We start from the raw sequence: 18,270 nt of genomic DNA, 5'->3' as shown, positions 1-18,270 counted from the left end.
CACTGCTGTCGGTGGTCGGCTCTAGCATTGGCCGCATGCCCGCAAACCGCCCCGCGATTCCGCGAGAGTTGGACCGCCGAGTCCGTGTCGAGGCCGGCCACTGTTGCGCGATCCAGCGATGCAAGTGGCCGATCATCGAGATCGCGCACATCGTTCCATGGTCGAAGGTTAAAAGGCACGAATTCGACAACCTTATTGCACTGTGCCCAAACTGTCACACACGATACGATCGAGGCGAGATCGATCAAACTGCCATGCGACAGTACAAGGAGAACCTCAGTCTCGCTTCTCCTCTCGCACTTGCGATACATCCCGACCACTTTGACTTATTGTCTAATTACCAGAGGTTTCGAATCCTCATCGAGCGCTGGATAGACAGGCTTACCGAGTTCACCGAAGGCGTGGAAAGTCGGGTCTCAAAGGCCGAAATTCGAGTACGTTTCGCAAAGGTCAGGGAGGCTTCAAAGCAGGCCTCGCATTCCTGGGTGCGCTTCGCACTGCAGTCGCCTCGAAGTGTCTCAGTTCTGGTCGATCAGGTATTTCATGGAGTCGCAAATTGGGGTTCCCAGGTACTCCGAATCCCCTTGCGAGATGACTTTCCCCGCGTCATGCCACTCACTCCCGGCGCCATGCCAGCAGTATGGTCTGAGCTGCATTCGGCCATTTATGACGCGGTCGCCCAGAATGAACTGGAATCTCCTGGCGAATCCACTGATTCATGGCATCAGCGGCTGCTGTGACCGCCGCCTCTGATTTACCTTCAGCGGCAACTGAAAATTTCCGGAGCCGCCTCCCGGGGAGGGGCGACACCGGTCAGTTCATGGGCTCGTTCGGCTAGGGGGCTAGCCAGTTCCGGGTACCATCCGCGCGCGACGGCTTGAAGCATCTCTGCGATGGCGGTGAGCTCGCCGACGCGGCCAGATGGGCTGTCGAGGACGGCTGCGAACTCGTGGCGGATCCGCGCGGCGACGGCGGGGACGAGGAGGCTGTTGGCGTGGAGCATGCCCGGGTCGAAGCCGACCGGGACCAGGCCCCAGCGTTCCCAGTCGATGATGGCGAGGGTGGGACCGGTGAGGTTGGCCCAGTGGAGGTCGCCGTGCCCGGTGGCGCGTTCGATTGCTTCCGGGGCGCGGACGCCGAGGAACTGGGGGAACGCTCGCTCGATCCAGGTGTCCCGGACCGTGGTCCGCACGCCCTTGGCGGTGGCGAGGCTCTCGGTTGCGCTTCGGAGGCTGTGCCACCAGAAGTCGTCGAGGCCAGGGTCCGTGGTCAGGTCAGGTCGGCTGGAGACTACCGGGTTGGTGACGTGGTCGAGTAGGTCGGCCTGGTACCCGTGCCCGTCCTGCGTCCAGTCGAGGATGCCGTGGAGGCGCGGCCGGGGGACGTCCTTCGGGACGAGGGCGTCGGCTCCTGCGATGCCGCACCCCTGCTTGCGGGTGCTGGTCGGCGAGGTGGAAGCGACGCGCAGCCAGTGGGTGTTGGCGCGGCGGCCGATGGTGCTGCCTGCAAAGCCCCAGACGGGGCTTCCGGTGCAGGTCACCTCCAGGTGGGCGGCGGCGGTGGCGTGCGCGGCTTCCATGCGGATGCGGGTGGGTTCGTCAGGCGACTGCACGGATCACGCTCCTGAGCTGGTCGGGCTCCAGCGGCACTGTGGTGGCTTGTAGAGCATCCTGCCAGTGGGTGCTGCTGCTGGCGGACAGGAGTGTGACGGTCAGGCCAGGGCAGGAGGCTGCGACCAGGAGGGCGGCGGAGGCGGGCGTCAAGCCGGATCGGATGAGGTCGACCAGTTCGGGTGTCATGAGACCCGGCAGGTCTCCGCCGTGAAGGGGGGCGGACCCGAAGGTGGTGATGCCGGCGTCCTGGGCCTGGTAGAGCGAGCTGGGCGAGGCGTCGAGCACTTGGACGATCGGGTCCGCCATGACGAGGCTGACGGGCTGCTGGAGACCTGCGAGATGGTGCTCGTCCGATCCTGCGGCCTCTCGGGCCAGTCGAAGCAGTTCCGGGACGGTGAACGCGCCGTCCCGCAAGCCCGACCAGGTGGCCACGCCGTACCCGGTGATCCGGCCCTGGTGGACCAACTCCTCCAGGACCGTGAACGCGCGGCGCAGAGCTGTGTGGATCTGCGGCCGGTGCTCCCCTGCACGTTCCGGGTTGTGGACTAGGACGAGGTCGGCCCGGCCGAGTTCCTCCAAGGTGCGCTCGGTCTGCCAGCGGACGAAGCCCGGTGCGAGGCTGTGCCCGGCGGTCGGTTCGGTGATGCCGAGCACTCCGTCGACCATGGCGGCGCGCGCCTGTTCGGCCGTGTGGAACCCGGTCTTCGTCGCCACGCGGACGCCAGGGTGCTCGTTGAGCAACGGAGCGAGGGCCCGATGGGCTTGGCCGCCCGCGTAGTTGGGGGCGGTGTCGATCCAGGGTGCTCCAGAGGCCAGGGCGGTGCGCGCCGCCAGTTCGACGTCGCGCACCTTGTACGTGCCCAGGCCGAGCACGGCCGTCATCGGCTTCCTTCGGTGACGTGGAGAACCTGCCCGGCGAGGAGCTCGTTCAGCAGAGCGACGGCGTCGTTGATACTGAGCCCGCCCGCCTCGGCGAACGCGCGGACGGTCAGCGGCTGCCCGACGATCAGGCGTTCCATGGCGGGCCTGGCCCGGTCCTTGAACTCCCACTCGGTGCCGGCCGCCGCGAACGTGACCGTTCCCTCGGCCGGGTTCTCGGTCAACCGGGCGCGAGGAGCCGTCGACGTGATCGTCAACGAGCCGACCGTGTCCGTCTCGGCAGGGGTGCGCGGGACCGGCAGCCCACCGACGAAGGGAAACGAGGGCACTGGGCGGCCCGGGTGGGTGGTGTCGATCGTCTGCGCCCACCGGGTGAGCAGGCACGGGTCGTCCAGCTCAGCGAGAACAGCGCGCCGCAAGTCGGCGACATAGGCCGCCTGGTCTCCCACGGGGGCGAACCGCGGCACGTCCAGGCGGACGGCGGTCTCGGCGCGTACCCGGTCGACGACCCAGGACAGGAGGTCGGCTCCGGTGTGGGCGACGAGGCCGAAGGTTGCGTGGAGCGAGGCGGTTCCTTGATCGGCGGTGACCGCGTGCCACCACCCGCGGGGGAGGTACAGCACGTCGCCCGGGGTGAGCACGAAGTCCGCGATGGGTTCGCCGGTCGGCTCGGTCGGCGTCTCGACGTCGCGCCAGGCAGGTGCAATCCGGGTCGGGCCGTAGATGCGCCATCGCTTGGCGCCGTCGAGTTGGACGACGACGACGTCGTGGTCGTCCCAGTGGGTGCCGAAGCCTTCCACCGAGGTCCAGGAGGCGTAGGCGTTCGCCTGGACAGGGGTGCCGAGGAAGAGTTCGAGGCCGACGGCGGCGGCCCGGAGCGGGCGGTGTATCTCGTCGATGGCGTCGAGGACCAGCGATGCGCCGTCGGCCAGGCGCTGGTGAAGTTCGGAGGGCTGGATCCGGTGCCAGGTGGCGGCACGCCGGTTGGTGACGGTCGAGGCGTACCGGTGAGCGGGCAGAGTCTCGCCGTCCGCCGACAGGCGCAAGCGGGGCGGCTCCAGCCGGTGGGTGGCCAGGATGGTGTTCAGGTCGTCCCAGGACAGCAGGTCGGCCACATCTGCCGACCTGCCGGGGATCACGAGGTGGGAGCGGTGGAGCGTCTGGGCGAGGAAGGTCTCCCCGCCCAGACGCGCCGCCCACGAGGCGGTGTCAAGCATCGTCGTGGGCGCTCCGGCTAGTCGTTGTCGTTGCCGTCGGAACGGCCGCCGGTGACGTCGGAGGGCACGTCGGCCCTGCTGCGGGCGGCGGCGATGCTCCGCTTGGCGACCAGCAGCCCGTCGTCCTCGACGCCTTCAACGGCCGTCACGATGTTCTTCATGCGGTCGACCTCTCGGTCCTGTTTCGCCGGGCCTTCCGGCGAACACCAGGGAATCGCTGCGCGACGCATCCGAACAGAGCAGAATTGGTGCACAGATGGGACATCCGTGTGGGAAACCAGGCGTTGAGCAGGTGACTTCACAGTCAGGATCGGCACAGCACGCTGAGGGGACAGGTGATGGGGGAGCGGCGCGAGCGGCTCGTCGCACTTCGCGTGGCAGCCGGGTTCACCCAGGAGTCTTTGGCCGAGGCCATGGCCGTCGACCGGTCGACGGTGGGCCGGTGGGAGCGGGGCAAGTCCTCGCCACAGCCCTGGCAGATGGCGAAGCTGTCCGACCTTCTGCGGATGACCCCGGACGAACTCGTCGCAGACCTGCGAAACGGCCCCATCCGGCCAGCCGTTGGAACCACCCTGGCCACCAGCAATCCGTATGAGGCCCCTCGCCGGCCCGAGGCGCACGGGTTGGGTGGCACGGACACTTCCATGACGGCTGGAACCGCCACGATGGCTCTCATGGACGGCGGCGTCCGGGTCGGGTGCCGGGCGGCCGACGGGCGGATCATCTTCGTGACCATGCCGCGCCAGGCGCTGTCCCATGGCGTATCGGCGACGTCCGGTGTCACGCGCTTGTCCGGCCTCGCCATGCCCAACGTCCAGGCCCTGCCTCCCGTGCTGGCCCCTGAACTTCACCCGGTCGAGAGCCTTCGGTCGCTGCGCAGGTCCCTGGTGGAGTGCGACAACATCCTCGGCCCTCGCGAGGTCGTCGCCACCGCCCAGGAACACATCCAACTGATCCAGCACCTCCGCCGGGAGGCCACCGGTCACGACCGGCAAGCCCTGCTGCAAGTTCTCGCCGAGTACGCGGAGTTCTGCAGCTGGCTCCATCAGGACGGCGGAGACCACCGCGCCGCCCAGTACTGGGCCGGCCGCGCAACCGACTGGGCGAGCGCCTGCGGCGACCGCGACCTGACCGCCTACATCACGGCCAGGAAGGCCCAACTGGCAGGCGACATGAGGGAATCCGCCGACGCCGTCGACCTCGCCGACTACGCCGAGCGCCTGGCCCGTCCCGGAAGCCGACTGAGCGCCATGGGTGCGGTCTACGGTGCTCACGGGCACGCGCTCCTCGGCGACGAGCTGACCGCCCAGCACACCTTCGACCGCGCGCTCGCGCTGATCGCCGATCCGTCCGAAGCTCCGATCGGGCGCGGCAGATGGCTCGACGCCGCGTACGTGGAGGCCCAGCGCGCTCGATCGCTGTCTCTGCTCGGACACCACCACGAAGCGGTGGCTGGCTTTGAGCGGGCGATCCGCTCCCTGCCTCCCAACTTCCGCCGCGACCGCGGCGTCTACCTCGCCCGCTCGGCCATCTCTCAGCTCGCTGCCAACGGCCCGGAACACGCAGCCGCAACGGGCGAGGCGGCGCTCGCCATCGCCGTCACCACCGGCTCCGCCCGGATTCTCACCGAGCTGGCCACGCTCGATGGACTGCTACAACGATGCCGGGGCGTTCCCGCGGTCGACCGGTTCCGGGAAGCCCTCGACAGCCATCTCCTTCATGAAGTCTGATCATCAAAGCGCCCAGCACCACCGAGAGAACGGACCACGATGGCCACCCGCCCCTTCGTCCTGCTCAGCGTCGCCACCTCCGTCGACGGCCACATCGACGACGCCTCGCCCGAACGTCTTCTGCTGTCGAATTCGGCCGACTTCGACCGTGTCGACCAGGTCCGGGCCGAGTCCGACGCCATCCTCATCGGCGGCAACACTCTGCGCAGCGACAACCCCCGGTTGCTCGTGAACAACGAGAAGCGCCGTGCCAACCGCATCGCGGCCGGCAAGCCGGAGTACCCGCTCAAGGTGACCATCAGCGCCAGCGGTGACCTGAGCCGGAACCTCAAGTTCTGGCACTTCGGCGACAAGAAGGTCGTCTACACCACCGACTCCGCCGCCGCCAAGCTCCGCGAGGAACTCAACGGCCTGGCCGACGTCGTCAGCACCGGCGAGAGCGTCGACTTCGGTGCCCTGCTCGACGACCTCGCCGCCCGCGGCGTCGAGCGGCTCATGGTCGAGGGCGGCGGACAAATCCATACCCAGTTCCTCTCGCAGGGCCTGGTCGACGAGATCCACCTCGCCGTCGCACCTCTGCTCGTCGGCGACGCTGATGCGCCCCGCTTCCTCTACCCGGCCGACTACCCCGGTGGAAGCACGCGCCGGATGCGCCTCCTCGGCACCGAGGCGGTGGGCGACGTCGTTCTCCTGCGCTACGCCCCCAAGGAGGAGTTGGTCTGAGCAAGCCGTGCCGGTGGTCAGCAACGACACTCGCTGGCCGCCGGCTCCGGTCGCCCTGGCGTTCGCTCAGTCATCGCTCACGATGTTCAGCTGCGCTCTGCCCAGCGCTTGGCGAGCGCCGGAATCGCAGCGATCTTCTCCTCCGGAAGATCCTCCCACCGGATCCGGGCGGGAGTGCGCGGCCCGGGGCACGGGATCACCGTCTCCGGTGTGACGATCAGATCGACCTTGACGTCGTGGGCCTCCGTCGGCACCGCGTCCACCACTTGGAGGCGGTGCACCGTGGTGACGAACACCGTCTTCTCGCTGATCAGCCCGGCCTCGGTCAGGAGGGCGGCCTCAATGTCCGAGTATCCGGCGCCCTTGCCGATCCGGGCGCCGGTCCGGTCGACCGCGACGCTGCCCAGGACGACGATGTCGACCGGCGCCAGCTCGTCGACGTCCACGGCGTGGGTGAGGTTCGGCACCTCTCGGCGGCTCGCGGCCACCGCGGGGGGGACGGTGAGGCGCGCAGGGTCCAGGACGTAGAAGGGCGCCTGTGCCGCCAGCCGGGGGACGGCCATGTAGACCGTCTTCCCCTGCTCCAAGGCGAGGGCGCGGACAGGCTCCTGCGCGGTGTCCGGCACCGCCTTGACGATCTCGGCTGCTCGCCATGCCAGCAGGTCGGCGAGGCGCCCGGCTGCTTCTTCGGCGCCGTGAAAGGCCGGAATCCTGCCGTGCGCCGTGTCGTCCTGGACCGCCAAGGCTGCGTCCAGCTCGGTCCAGACGCGCTCGCGCAGTGCGGCCTTGTCTCGTTCCCGGCGCGCGGTCACAGTTGCATCGTCTCCTTCTTCGGTCAGGGCGCTGCCATCAGGGACAGCAGCCGGTCGTTGAGCTCCAAGACCTGGACCTCCCGCCGCCAGGGTTTCAGCTCCCGAGCTGCGGCGAACACTCGGTTCATTCCCCCGCCACCACGAGTCTGTTCGAGTTCGTCGACCGCTTGGTCGAGCACCTCCAGGGCGCCGTCGACTTCCCGCTGGCGGATGAGGGCCAGGGCTAGGTTCCCCAACACGATCGTCCGCGACTTCTGTCGACGCCCCAGGCTCCCGGCGACGGTCTCCAACTCGTACTGCGCACGCTGGAGTTGACCGAGTTCGAGATAGCAGGAACCGGCGAGACGGCGGAATTGGTCCGGAGAGATGAGATCTGCGGCGGGCCCGCTGTCACCATGCGCCAGCAGTTCCTGGGCGAGGCCGATGCTTTTCTCGCACTCTTCCCTGTCTCCAAGCATGGCGTGTGCTTCACCGGCATGCAGGAGTGCCAGGCCGGCGAGAGCCGGGCTGACCGGCGCCGCCCGTCTGGCTGCCGCTTCGGCGAGCGCGAGTCCGGTCGGCGCGTCGGTGGTGCCGTACAAATCGACGTAACTCGACCGCAGGAGTGCATGGCTCTCCAGAACGGGATTCTGAAGACGTCGGGCGAGGGTGGCGGCCTGGGAATAGTACTTGCGGGCGCCGATGTGGTCGCGTCGTTGCGAGGCGTCCCAAACCAACTTCCCCATCAGGGTGGCCGTTTCGGCTTGGACGGTCAGCACGTCACGCTTCTGCGGGCCATCGCCAAACTGGCAGGCCATTTGGTCGAGCAGGGCGAAGTACTGACCGGCCTCAGCGAGCAGGCTTGAGGACGGCGCACGGTCGTACCGCCGCTCAAGGTCCAGATACACGATCCGTAGTTCATCAGGCGAGCCTCCGGCGTGATCACCGGACCTGGCCTTCGTCGGCCTCTCGTCGAGCTGCCCGTCGAACAGGGCTTCGAGTTCTGCGGGAGCACGTTTGATGGCCTCACTGAGTGCCGGGAGCTGCCACGACCGCGGGGCCGCCTTGCCGGCCTCCCAACGGTGCACCGTCGAACGGTCGACACCGAGATGCTCCGCCAGCGCCTCCTGGGTCCAGCCCGCCGCCCGACGCCACTGGGCGAACAGCTTCATCATGCACTCCAGTACGTTGTCGCTCTAAAGGCCGCAGCTCACGGCCAGGTTTCCCGCATGGATGCCACACGATGCAACAAATGTGCCCTGTTGCAACGCCATTGTCGCCTGGTTCCGTATGACCCGCACAGAACGGTGACTTCTCGGCTCGTCCTCCCGGCGCCGGAGTCGCGTAAGCGCCACGCACAGCCTCCCACCACCCTCCGTCTGAACGCTGGCGCCCAGTGGGCTCCGCGCAAGGTCCGGCGGGCAGCTGGACCGATCGACGCCCAGAACTCGACAAACACCTGCCATGTTCATGCCTGGAAGGACGATCCCATGATCGCCGTGTCTCCGGCTCAGCCGGCATACCACCCGGCCGGCCTAGACGATGCGCTCCGGACCGCGGTGGACGATCTGCGGGCCGGTCGCTGGCTGTCGACACAGCGATTGCTGGCCACCACGGCACAGAACCTCGGCCTTCGGACGTCACGGACGCAGGTGCTGGCGCTGGTTGCGGCCCGGTCTACGGTGCTCACCGACTGGGGGCGTGAGGACCCGGACGACCCGGGGCTGGCCATCCTGCGGACGCGGGTCGCGGTCGAGCACGCCCTGGCCGCGGCCGAGGCCGGTTCCCCCGCAGCCGGCCACCTGGAGCGAGCGGCGCGGGAATCGTGCCGGGCCGCCGCCGAGGCGGTGCCCTCCGACCCTGTTCCGTGGGTGTGCCTGCTCGCCCTGGCCGTGCTGGACCGGTCCAAGTCCCGCCCCGAGCACCGGTGGCACTCATCGGATCCGATGCTGCCGCTCGGGCCGTGGGGGCTGCTCGACGAGGCGCTCACGCGTGATCCGGGCAATCGGGAGGCCCATCACCGCGTGCTCCGCTACTGGCTCCAGGCCTACCGGCCAGTGGCTGCCGACTTCGTTCACCTCGCCATGTCGAAGGCTTCGGCCGGCTCGCCGCTCGCCGCCCTGCCGCTGTACCTGTCGGTTGAGCACTACCGCAACGAGCCAGGGCGGAACGCGGCCGTGCTCCGGCAATGGCTTCGGGAACCCCATTTCTCCCGTGCTCAGCGCGCGTACGAGAGCTGGTCCGCGTCGGAGCCCGGGTCGTGGCCGGTTGTCGATCTCAGCTACCTGACCCACGCGCTGTGGGCATCGGCCCGAATGGCCGCCGCCGTCGAGGTGTTCACCACGCTCGGCCAGTTCGCGTCCCGGGCCCCATGGGGCCTGGTCGCCGACTCGCCGGAGCAGGCCGAGAGTCTGCTACTGACCGCGCGCCAGCAGGCCCTCGCCGGCCGGGCGACCGCCCTGGCCTGATCTCCCCCACCCTTGCCCTCTGCCCACCTTCTTCCCGCACGGAGGTCGACCTCGATGTCCCCCGCCCACGCCGCACCGCCGACCGACGAGGAACGGCTCCGCCAACTCGGCTACGAACCCAAACTGATCAGGAGAATGGGCGAGTTCGGCAACTTCGCCAGCTCGTTCTCCGTCATCAGCATCCTGTCCGGCTGCATGACGATGTTCGCGTTCGGCCTGAACACCGGCGGGCCGGCGGTGATGTTCTGGGGCTGGATCGGCGTCGGGGCGATGGTCCTCTTCGTCGGCCTGGCGCTCGCCGAGGTCACCTCAGCTTACCCAACCTCCGGCGGCCTGTACTTCATGGCGCACCAGCTCGGCGGCCCGCGCTGGGGCTGGCTGGTCGGCTGGCTCAACTTGCTCGGGTTGGTCGGCGGAATCTGCGGCATTGACTACGGCGCCGCCAGCTTCATCGGAGCCTTCCTCAACCTGCAGTTCGGCTACGAGCCGACCCCGGGCGGCCTGTTCGCGATCTTCACGGCCGTCCTGCTGCTCCACGCGCTGCTGAACCTGCCGGAGGTGCGGCGGGTGTCCGTGCTCAACTCGATCTCGGTGTGGTGGCACATCGGCGGCGTCGTACTGATCGTCGGCGCGCTCGCGATCGTGCCCAGCCGGCACCAGGACGCCGGCTGGGTGGTTGGGCACTTCGTCAACAACACCGGCTGGAGCAGCCCGATCTACGTGAGTGCGGTCGGCCTTCTACTGGCGCAGTACACGTTCTCGGGCTACGACGCGAGCGCACACATGTCCGAGGAGACGACCCGGGCAGCGGTGTCGGCGCCCCGCGGGATCGTCCGCTCGATCTGGGCGAGCTGGATCGCCGGCACCGTCCTGCTCACCGGCCTGCTGTTCGCCGTCCAGGACTACGACGCCGTCCTCGGCACCACCACCGGTGTGCCGCCCGCGCAGATCTTCATCGACGCGCTCGGGACGACCGGGGGGAAGGCGCTCCTGGTCGTGGTGATCGTGGCGCAGTTGTTCTGCGGGAACGCGGAAACGGCGGCCGCCAGCCGGATGGTGTTCGCCTTCGCGCGGGACGGGGCCCTGCCCGGATCAGCGCTGTGGAGTCGGGTGTCGGAGCGTACCGGGACGCCGGTGGCCGGGGTGTGGCTGTCGGTGGGGGCGGCGCTGGTGCTCGCACTGCCGTCGCTGTACAGCGCGACCGCGTACGGGGCGGTGACCGCCGTGAACGTCGTGGGGATGACGCCGGCCTACGCGGTGCCGATCTACCTGCGGCTGCGCAGGGGCCAGAAGTTCCGGCCTGGGCCGTGGAATCTGGGTCGCCGGGGGCCGTTGATCGGGTGGATCGCGGTGGGCTGGGTGGCCGTGGTGAGCGTGCTGGTGTGCCTGCCGCAGAGCTACCCGGTGACCGTCGACACCTTCAACTATGCGCCCGTCGCGCTCCTGGCGGTGATGGTGCTGGCGTGGGTGTGGTGGCTCCGGGCGGGACGCTCGTACTCGCCGCCGGTCCAGCAGTCGGCCGAGTTGGCCGGGCTTTCCGAGGGGGTCGTGTGACCAGCCGCCGCGCGGCTCGTCCGGAGGCGGCGATGCGCACCGCCCGCTACCGCGCCGGCTCGGCGGCGGTGGCCTCGCCGGCCGGGCCGCTGCACCGGCTGGTGGACACCTTCGGGATCGAGACGGTGCTGCTGGCGGCCGTCGACGTGCAGGGCCGGCTCAAGGGCAAGGAGTACGACGCGGCCTGGCTGGTGGACCGGCTGCGGTCGGGGCGTCTTGCCCCGGAGATGTGCGGGTACGTGATCGGCACCGACCTCGGGATGACCGCCCCGCGTGCCGGGTCGTTCTCGTGGGAGTCCGGGTTCGGCGACGTCGGGCTGCTGCCCGATATCCTGCGCGCCCGCGTCCTGCCGTGGCTGCCGTCCACCGCGGTGGTGCTCGCCGATCCGGTCAGCGAGGGGTGGCCGCACCCGCTCGCCCCCGTCACCGTGCTGGCCGAGCAGCAGCAGGGCCTCGCCGGTGTCGGCCTGACGGCGATGGTCGGGATCGAGACCGAGTTCGTGCTCTACTCGGGCACCGCCCGGGACGCGACAGCGGCCGGCTGGCGCGGGCTTCGCCCCGCTGTCTGGGACAACCGCGACTACGCGCTCGACCTGCCGACGCCGGTCCGGGAGTTCAGCAGGAGGCTGCGGCAGGTCCTCGCCGGGGCCGGCCTCCCGGTCGAGGCGGTCAAGGGCGAGGGTGCCGCAGGCCAACTGGAGGTCACCTTCCCGTACGGCGAGGTGACGGCTATGTGCGAGCAGCACGTGCTGTTCAAGCACGCCGCGAAGACAACGGCGGATCAGCGGGGCATGGCGGCGTCGTTCATGGCGGCCCCGTCCACCGGGGTCGGCAGCGGCATGCACCTGCACGTCTCGCTGCACGACGTCGACGGCCGGCCGGTCCTGGCGGCCGACCCCGAGGACGGGACCGTGCTGTCGGAGCTGGGCGAGCAGGCGGTGGCCGGGCTGCTGACCGTGCTGCCGGACACCGCCCCGCTGTGGGCGCCGTACGTGAACAGCTACAAGCGCCTGCAGCCGCACTCGTTCGCTCCGGCCCGCTTCACCTGGGGCCGGGACAACAGATCGTGCGCGGTGCGCCTGGTCGGGCACGGCCGCAGCCTGCGGCTGGAGGTGCGGCTTCCCGGCGCGGACGCCAACCCGATACTCGCGCTGGCGGCCGTCCTGGCCGGTGTCCGACACGGCGTCGAGGCCAGCCTCAAGCCCCCGCCCGCCACCCGCGGCGACGCCTACCTGAACCGTGAGGCGCTGCCCGTGCCGCAGTGCCTGGCCGAGGCACTCGCCGCCTTCGAGACCAGCGCACTGGCCGGCGAACTGCTCGACGAGCCGGTCGTCGCCCACCTGGCCCGCGTCGCCCGCCTGGACCTGGACCACCACGCCGCCCGCGTCACCGACGCCGAGCTGGAGCGCGGTCTCACCCAGGCATGAGCCCCGGGCCGGTCACGGCGCCACACCCCCAGGCCCGCGACCGGCCCGGTCCAACCCCACCCCTCACCCTCACCTGCTGGAGGACCCCATGGAAACCGTGGACACCGCCGTCCGCCCTCGCGCGAACGGCGGCGCGAAGCCCACCCCTGACCGGCCCGGCGTGCTGGCCCGGGCGCACCTGGTCGACGTCGCGAAGCCCGGTATGGAGGGCCTGGCGCTGTGGCTCGTCTCCCACGGTCTGGACGTCACCGGCAGCATCGACCCCACCGACCAGGACAGCGCCGCTACCGCCCGGTTGCGCGAGGCCGGGGTGAACGTGGTGGCCGGGTTCGACGCGCGCAACGTCCGCGAGGACCGGACCTGTGTCGTGTGGTCGGGGGTGGTGGCCGCGCCCCACCCCGAACTCGACCGCGCCCAGGAGCTGAAGCTGCCGGTGCTCGCACGCGCGCACGCGCTCGCCTCGCTGACCGCGGGCTTCGGCCGGCAGTTGGTGGCCGTCGGCGGCAGCCACGGCACCGCCACCGCGGCGGCGGTGCTCGCCACCGCGCTGGACGACGGACGCACCGGCTGGATCCTCAACGCCCCCGCCCGGTACCGCCCGCCGAGGCGTGGCGGCGACCGGCGGCTGGTGGTGGACCTGTGCCCGGACACCACTACCCACGAGGCCGCGCCCCTCGGGTCCTGGGGCTACCGGCCCGGCACCGCGAACCGGCAGCGGCGACCGAAGCCCTCGGTGACGCTGATCAGCGCCGTCGCCAGGACCGTGCCGCACTTCGAGGACACCATCGAGGCGTTGAACGACGCCACCAACCTCGCCCGGTCGTCGGGCACGGTGGTGCTGCCGCTGTGGGACAAGGGCGCCAAGATCGTGCACGAGAGACTCACGGACCGGCCCGACCCCAACGTGGCGGTGGTGACCGTCGGCCTCACCGAGGATGCCGACGTGTGGGTCCTCACGCCCCGGTGGCTCGGCGGCGAACACCTCCTCACCCTCCACTACCGGGGCGTGCAGCACCAGTTCACCGTTGCGGTCATCGGCCGTCACCACGCCCTGGCGGCGTGCGCCGCCATCGCGACCGCCCTCGTCGCAGGCGAGGACCCGCAGGCCGTGGCGGAGCGTCTCGCCGCCTTCGGCGGCGTCGCTCGCTCGCTCGCCGTGCTCGGCACGCAGAACGGCGTCACCGTGGTGGACTCCCGCGCCCGGCACCCGCGCGAGGTCGCCCAGGACGTCACGGCCGCCCGGATGCTCACCGAGGGAAACGTGGTCGTCGTCCTGGAGCCTGACGGCATCGCCCGCACCGGCGCCCACGCCGGCGAAATCGGCGCCGCCCTAGGCGATGCCGATCGCGCGCTGCTCCTGCCGGTCGCCACCCCGCTGGCCGGACACGACGGGCCCGACCCGCTGGACGCCGTCGAGCGGGCCGCCGTGCGAGTCCTCGGAGACAGTGCGGTCCACCGCGTGCGCTCCGGTCCGTGCGAACCCGGCCCGGAGCAGCGCATTGTCGAGATGGTCGCCGAGGGCGACCTCGTGCTGGTCGTCGGGACCGGCCAGGCCGAACGGCTCGGGCCCCGCGTGCTGGACCGCCTCACCCCGACCGGCGCCTCGGGCGCCGACCGCCCGTGAACCGCCCGCCGACCACCGGAGACACCACCATGACCAACCCTCCCGCCCACACCCTGACCGGGCAGCAGGTCCGCCTGCTCGGACACATCGCCACCGAATCCACCGCCCGCACGATCGCCGCCGACCCCGAACTCCCGTGGGAGCGCGCCGAGGTCGACGCCGCCGTCAAGGACCTGCTCGCGGCCACCGGCACCCGCACCGCGTCCCAGCTCGTCGCCTGGGGCACCGCGCACCGCATCATCACCGACACCTCGCAGCCCTGCGCCGCGCTCACCGCCGATATCCGGCTCCCGCAGCGGCTCCGCGGTGTCCTGGTGGGCTGGGTCGGCGGACGTACCGCCCCGGAACTCGCGGCGGACGTCGGCATCGCGACCACCACCGTACGCAGTTACGGCAGGGACCTGCGCGCCTGGCTGGGGGTGCGATCCCAGGTGCAGGCGAGCATCGCCGCGGTCCTGGCCGACCTGGTCCTCCTCAGCGACATCGACCCCGCCTGGCCCGCCGAGCCGCTGCACCACGCCGCGTCCTGCAGCCAGGCGGCGTGAGCCCCCGCCACACCGGCGGCAGAGCTGCGATCGGGGCGGTCTGCTTCCTCCTCGGAGTCCAGGTCGCAGCCGCCATCGGCGCCCTGGCCGTCGCAGACCGCCTGATCGCCTCGCGTTCTGTGCCGAAGCGCCGGACCAGTTCCTCCCCGCAGGCCCTTCCCTGGCCGGCCGGCTGAACACCCGCTCCACGCACCATCCCATGGCGGCCATTTCGGGCCAGGGCCGCACCCCAGCAACCCCGGACAGAAGATGAACACCTTACGACCTGCCGACGGACTGGCGGCCCGCGACCTGGACCGCCACCTGATCAACCGCGAAGGCCTCCTCGTCGATGCCGCCGCCCTCGCCCAGCTGCCCGCCACCCGCCTGTCCGGCGCCGACCCGCTCCTCCTGGCCATGGGCGCCCCCGTGCCGGCCGCCGTGCCCGCCCCGCTGCTGCGGCTGCTGATGCGCGCCGGCTCCATGGCCGTCCCCTGCTCCCTGGTCACCGAACAGCTCGGCCCCCACGTAACTGCCATGCTCGCCGCCCAGCGCGTCACCAACGTGTGGTCCGCCTCCGTGAGTGCGGCAGAGCACCGCGAGCAGGGAACCAACCCCTACCGGGCCGCGGCCCGCGCTCTCAGGCTCCCGGTCGGGAACTGCCTGATCATCGCGACCGATCTCTCGCTGCGCGAGGCCCGGGCCAGCAGGGCACGCCGCGTACTGATCAGCACCTCCGGATCCCTCAGCGTGGCCTCCAAGACCACCGATGGACTCAGCCAGCACGAGCACGACGTCGCTCTGCAGCTCGCCCTCGGCCACACCTACGAGGGCGTCGCCGAGCAGCTCGGCTGCTCCGCCAGCGCCGCCGCCAACCTCATGTCCCGGGTGATGCGCCGCCGAGGCCTCGCCGACCGCACCCGCACCATCGCCGACCTCATCCTCTCGAAACTGCTCGACACCACCGAGCTTCGCGCGGCGCTGCCCGAGAAGCTCCCGGAACTCGCCCGACGCGACCAGGAGGTGCTCACCCTGCTCGCCACCCACGAGGTGCGCACCGTCGCACGGATGACCGGCATCAACCAGGACACCATCGGCAGCGTGATCACCCGGGCCACCAACGCCGTCGGGGCCAAGACCCGCACCCACGCCGTCGTCATGGTCCTCCTGCTCGGCCAGCCCGGCCCGGTCGCCACCTCCGGCGGTGCACCGTGCAGCTGATCGAGTACCCGGAGCACTACACCCCCGACGGCAGCCCGACGCTGTACCTGGCCCGCTCGGGCACCGGCCGCCCAGGCTGGCAGAGCGACGCCGTCGCCCTCTTGGACGCGGCCGGCTTCACCGGCAGCGTCCTCAACCCCCAGCCCTGTAACCGCTCTACGTCCGGGATGGGAGCAGCGGCCGGCTGGCAGGAGCACAACCTGAGGCGCATCGGCGCCATCCTCCTGTGGTGCCCCCACGGCGCGCAGCAGGTCCTCGACGTCCGGCAGCGTTTTCTCCACCGCTCACGCACTGAGCTGGTCGTCGGCTGTGACCTCGACCAGCGTGCGCAGCGGTTCGTCCACGCCGAACTTATCGCCGCGATACCCCGCCTGGCGGTTTCCACCGGTCTGGCAGCCACCCTGCGCGCGGCCCTCGACTGCCTCGGTGCCCCCGCCGCCACCCGGCACTGACAGCCCGGTTCCACCGGCCGCATACCCCCGCCCATGACAGGATCCTGATGCTCTCCATCCCACCCCCGGCCCCGCTGATCGAGGACCAAGCCCTGATCGGCAATCTGTGCAGCGCGGCGCTAGTGACCCGTGACGGGTCGATCAACTGGCTGTGCCTGCCGCGGTTCGACTCCCCGGCCGTCTTCGCGGCGCTTCTTGGCAGAAAGGAGCACGGCTTCTGGCGTGTCGCCCCCGCCAGGTACGACGGCGCCCCGCCTGCGGCGAGTACCCGGCGCCGCTACCGGGGCGAGTCCCTCGTCCTGGAGCAGGACTGGGACACCCCTGAGGGATCCATCCGTGTCATCGACTTCATGCCCGCGCCCGACGACACTGGCCACGCGCCCGCCGAGGTCATCCGCATCGTCAAGGGCCTGTCCGGGGAGGTCCGCGTCGCCTCCCAGTGGCGCCCGCGCCCCGGATACGGGGCTCAGGTGCCGGCCATCCGGCGTACCGAGCAGCACGGCCAAGCCCAACTCGGCGCCGTCAGCGGCACCGACGCGTACTGGCTGCAGGGCGGCCCGCGTCACAGCCCCGGCCGTCACGGCACCTGCCGCGCGGACTTCCCGGTCGCCGCCGGACAGCGCGTCGTCCTCGCCCTCACCTGGCAGGAAGCCCGCCACCCCGCGCCCACCGCGACCGACGCCCACCGCGCCCTCGGCCACACCCTCGCGTTCTGGCACGCTTGGTCCTCCGGCTGCACCTACACCGGGCCGGAGCGCGAGGCCGTGGTGCGCTCCGCCATCACCCTCAAGGCCATGTGCCACGTGCACGGCGGAATCGTCGCTGCCCCCACCACCTCCCTGCCCGAGCAGATCGGCGGCGAACGCAACTGGGACTACCGGTTCACCTGGCTACGCGACTCCGCGCTCACGGTCGCCTCCCTGCTGCGGCTGGGCTTTGTCCAGGAGGCCGACGAGTGGAGGGACTGGCTCACCAGCACTCTGGACCCCGCGAACCTGCAGGCGCTCTACCGGCTCAGCGGCAAAACGGACACCGACGAGGAGATCCTGCACCACCTGCCCGGCTACGCGGGCTCCCGGCCGGTGCGCATCGGCAACGGCGCCGCCGGACAACTGCAACTCGACGTCTACGGCGAACTGGCGCACGCTCTGCTGCTGGCCGACGACGCGGGCCTGCCCCGCAACCGGGACGCCGACGAGCTGCTGCTCGCGCTCGCCGACCAGCTGGAACGACGCTGGCGCGAGCCCGACGAGGGGATCTGGGAAGTGCGCGGCCCGCGCCGGCACTTCACCCACTCCAAGATCCTGGCTTGGGTGTTCTTCGACCGGGCCGCCACCCTCCTGGCCCGACGCCCCGGCACCGGCCTGGCCGTGGCACGCCTGCGCGCGGTGCGCGAGGAGATCCACGCCGACGTCTGCGCCCACGCCATCGACCCCGAGCGCGGCGTGTTCACCCAGTACTACAGGGGCCAAGACCTGGACGCCTCACTCCTGCTCATCCCCGCCGTCGGATTCCTTCCTCCCGACGACAAACGCGTCATCGCCACCGTCGAGGCCATCCAGCGCGAACTGACCACCCCAGACGGCCTCGTCCTGCGCTACCGCACCCACGACGACCACACCGGCGACCACACCGGCGACCACACCGAGAACGTCGACGGACTCCGCGGCCACGAGGGCGCCTTCCTGGCCTGCTCGTTCTGGCTCGCCGACGCCCTCACCGCGATCGGCCGCGTCCAGGAGGCCCGGGAGCTGTTCGAGCGCCTCCTGGCCCTGCGCAACGACCTCGGCCTGCTCGCCGAGGAATACGACCCTGTCGCGCGGCGCCAGCTCGGCAACTTCCCACAAGCCTTCAGCCACCTCGCCCTGGCCGACACCGCCACACTCCTCACCACCTGCGACAACCCGCCCTTGCCGACCCAGCGAACCCAGCCCGCCGGGACTCCCCCCGAACGGGAGCAGAACACGCTCACGGTGGCGGGTGTGCGGTAGGAGCGCGGCTGAGCACGCCGAACACCAGAGGTCGCCACCATCGATCCCCTTCAACG

General features: G+C 70.6%; 17 protein-coding genes. 11 read left to right on the top strand and 6 right to left on the bottom strand.

The features are described 5' to 3' along the window. Positions 1-35: 35 nt before the first annotated feature. A complete protein-coding gene (locus ACFVTF_RS28370) occupies positions 36-740 on the top strand; it encodes an HNH endonuclease (RefSeq protein WP_387817238.1) in 705 nt (234 codons plus the stop codon). 20 nt (positions 741-760) lie between these two features. Here ACFVTF_RS28370 and ACFVTF_RS28365 read toward each other — a convergent pair whose 3' ends face one another. Genes ACFVTF_RS28365 through ACFVTF_RS28350 form a run of 4 tightly spaced genes read right to left on the bottom strand, consistent with a single transcriptional unit; the run spans position 761 to position 3,870 of the window. Next, the gene (locus tag ACFVTF_RS28365) at positions 761-1,612 is read right to left on the bottom strand and encodes a hypothetical protein (protein WP_387817237.1); all 852 of its coding nucleotides are present in this window, start codon (positions 1,610-1,612) and stop codon (positions 761-763) included. Continuing rightward, a complete protein-coding gene (locus tag ACFVTF_RS28360; protein WP_387817236.1) occupies positions 1,599-2,495 on the bottom strand; it encodes an aldo/keto reductase in 897 nt (298 codons plus the stop codon). Before ACFVTF_RS28360 ends, ACFVTF_RS28365 begins: the two co-directional genes overlap by 14 nt. Then, a complete protein-coding gene (locus ACFVTF_RS28355; RefSeq protein ID WP_387817235.1) occupies positions 2,492-3,709 on the bottom strand; it encodes a cupin domain-containing protein in 1,218 nt (405 codons plus the stop codon). The genes ACFVTF_RS28360 and ACFVTF_RS28355 overlap by 4 nt, the downstream gene beginning before the upstream one ends. Before the next feature lie 17 nt (positions 3,710-3,726). Beyond that, entirely contained in the window at positions 3,727-3,870 is a 144-nt protein-coding gene (locus tag ACFVTF_RS28350; protein ID WP_387817234.1) for a hypothetical protein, read from the bottom strand. A gap of 177 nt (positions 3,871-4,047) precedes the next feature. Here ACFVTF_RS28350 and ACFVTF_RS28345 point away from each other — a divergent pair, with 177 nt between their 5' ends. Both ACFVTF_RS28345 and ACFVTF_RS28340 read left to right on the top strand, forming a co-directional pair. Then, positions 4,048-5,439 (top strand): helix-turn-helix transcriptional regulator, encoded by a 1,392-nt coding sequence (locus tag ACFVTF_RS28345; RefSeq protein WP_387817233.1) that lies wholly within the window; start codon positions 4,048-4,050, stop codon positions 5,437-5,439. A 39-nt stretch (positions 5,440-5,478) separates the two neighbouring features. Beyond that, positions 5,479-6,162 (top strand): RibD family protein, encoded by a 684-nt coding sequence (locus ACFVTF_RS28340; RefSeq protein ID WP_387817232.1) that lies wholly within the window; start codon positions 5,479-5,481, stop codon positions 6,160-6,162. Positions 6,163-6,248: 86 nt separating this feature from the next. On the opposite strand, the gene ACFVTF_RS28335 is transcribed toward ACFVTF_RS28340, so the two are convergent. Both ACFVTF_RS28335 and ACFVTF_RS28330 read right to left on the bottom strand, forming a co-directional pair. Then, positions 6,249-6,974, bottom strand: a complete 726-nt coding sequence (locus ACFVTF_RS28335) for a 5-formyltetrahydrofolate cyclo-ligase (protein WP_387817231.1) — start codon at positions 6,972-6,974, stop codon at positions 6,249-6,251. Positions 6,975-6,997: 23 nt separating this feature from the next. Further along, complete coding sequence (locus tag ACFVTF_RS28330) at positions 6,998-8,128, bottom strand: helix-turn-helix transcriptional regulator (RefSeq protein ID WP_387817230.1); 1,131 nt, start codon at positions 8,126-8,128, stop codon at positions 6,998-7,000. A gap of 315 nt (positions 8,129-8,443) precedes the next feature. On the opposite strand from ACFVTF_RS28330, the gene ACFVTF_RS28325 reads away from it, so the two are divergent. From ACFVTF_RS28325 to ACFVTF_RS28290, 8 genes are all read left to right on the top strand, one after another. Then, positions 8,444-9,421: a hypothetical protein gene (locus ACFVTF_RS28325; protein ID WP_387817229.1), complete on the top strand. Its 978-nt coding sequence runs from the start codon at positions 8,444-8,446 to the stop codon at positions 9,419-9,421. A 54-nt stretch (positions 9,422-9,475) separates the two neighbouring features. Continuing rightward, complete coding sequence (locus ACFVTF_RS28320) at positions 9,476-10,975, top strand: amino acid permease (RefSeq protein ID WP_387817228.1); 1,500 nt, start codon at positions 9,476-9,478, stop codon at positions 10,973-10,975. Continuing rightward, complete coding sequence (locus ACFVTF_RS28315) at positions 10,972-12,402, top strand: glutamine synthetase family protein (RefSeq protein ID WP_387817227.1); 1,431 nt, start codon at positions 10,972-10,974, stop codon at positions 12,400-12,402. Before ACFVTF_RS28320 ends, ACFVTF_RS28315 begins: the two co-directional genes overlap by 4 nt. An 88-nt stretch (positions 12,403-12,490) precedes the next feature. Further along, positions 12,491-14,026 carry a Mur ligase domain-containing protein gene (locus ACFVTF_RS28310; protein WP_387817226.1) on the top strand — a complete coding sequence of 512 codons (1,536 nt, stop codon included), beginning with the start codon at positions 12,491-12,493 and terminating at the stop codon, positions 14,024-14,026. 29 nt (positions 14,027-14,055) lie between these two features. Then, positions 14,056-14,571, top strand: a complete 516-nt coding sequence (locus ACFVTF_RS28305) for a hypothetical protein (RefSeq protein WP_387817225.1) — start codon at positions 14,056-14,058, stop codon at positions 14,569-14,571. A gap of 249 nt (positions 14,572-14,820) precedes the next feature. Next, the gene (locus ACFVTF_RS28300; RefSeq protein ID WP_387817224.1) at positions 14,821-15,771 is read left to right on the top strand and encodes a hypothetical protein; all 951 of its coding nucleotides are present in this window, start codon (positions 14,821-14,823) and stop codon (positions 15,769-15,771) included. Further along, complete coding sequence (locus tag ACFVTF_RS28295) at positions 15,762-16,223, top strand: hypothetical protein (protein ID WP_387817223.1); 462 nt, start codon at positions 15,762-15,764, stop codon at positions 16,221-16,223. The genes ACFVTF_RS28300 and ACFVTF_RS28295 overlap by 10 nt, the downstream gene beginning before the upstream one ends. Positions 16,224-16,270: 47 nt before the next feature. Then, positions 16,271-18,214 (top strand): glycoside hydrolase family 15 protein, encoded by a 1,944-nt coding sequence (locus ACFVTF_RS28290; protein WP_387817222.1) that lies wholly within the window; start codon positions 16,271-16,273, stop codon positions 18,212-18,214. The last annotated feature ends 56 nt before the right edge of the window (positions 18,215-18,270 follow it).

Source organism: Kitasatospora sp. NPDC057940 (assembly GCF_042887425.1).
Taxonomy (GTDB): Bacteria; Actinomycetota; Actinomycetes; order Streptomycetales; family Streptomycetaceae; genus Kitasatospora.
Note: the sequence above shows the minus strand (reverse complement) of the source record. Positions and strands in the feature narration are given on the sequence as shown.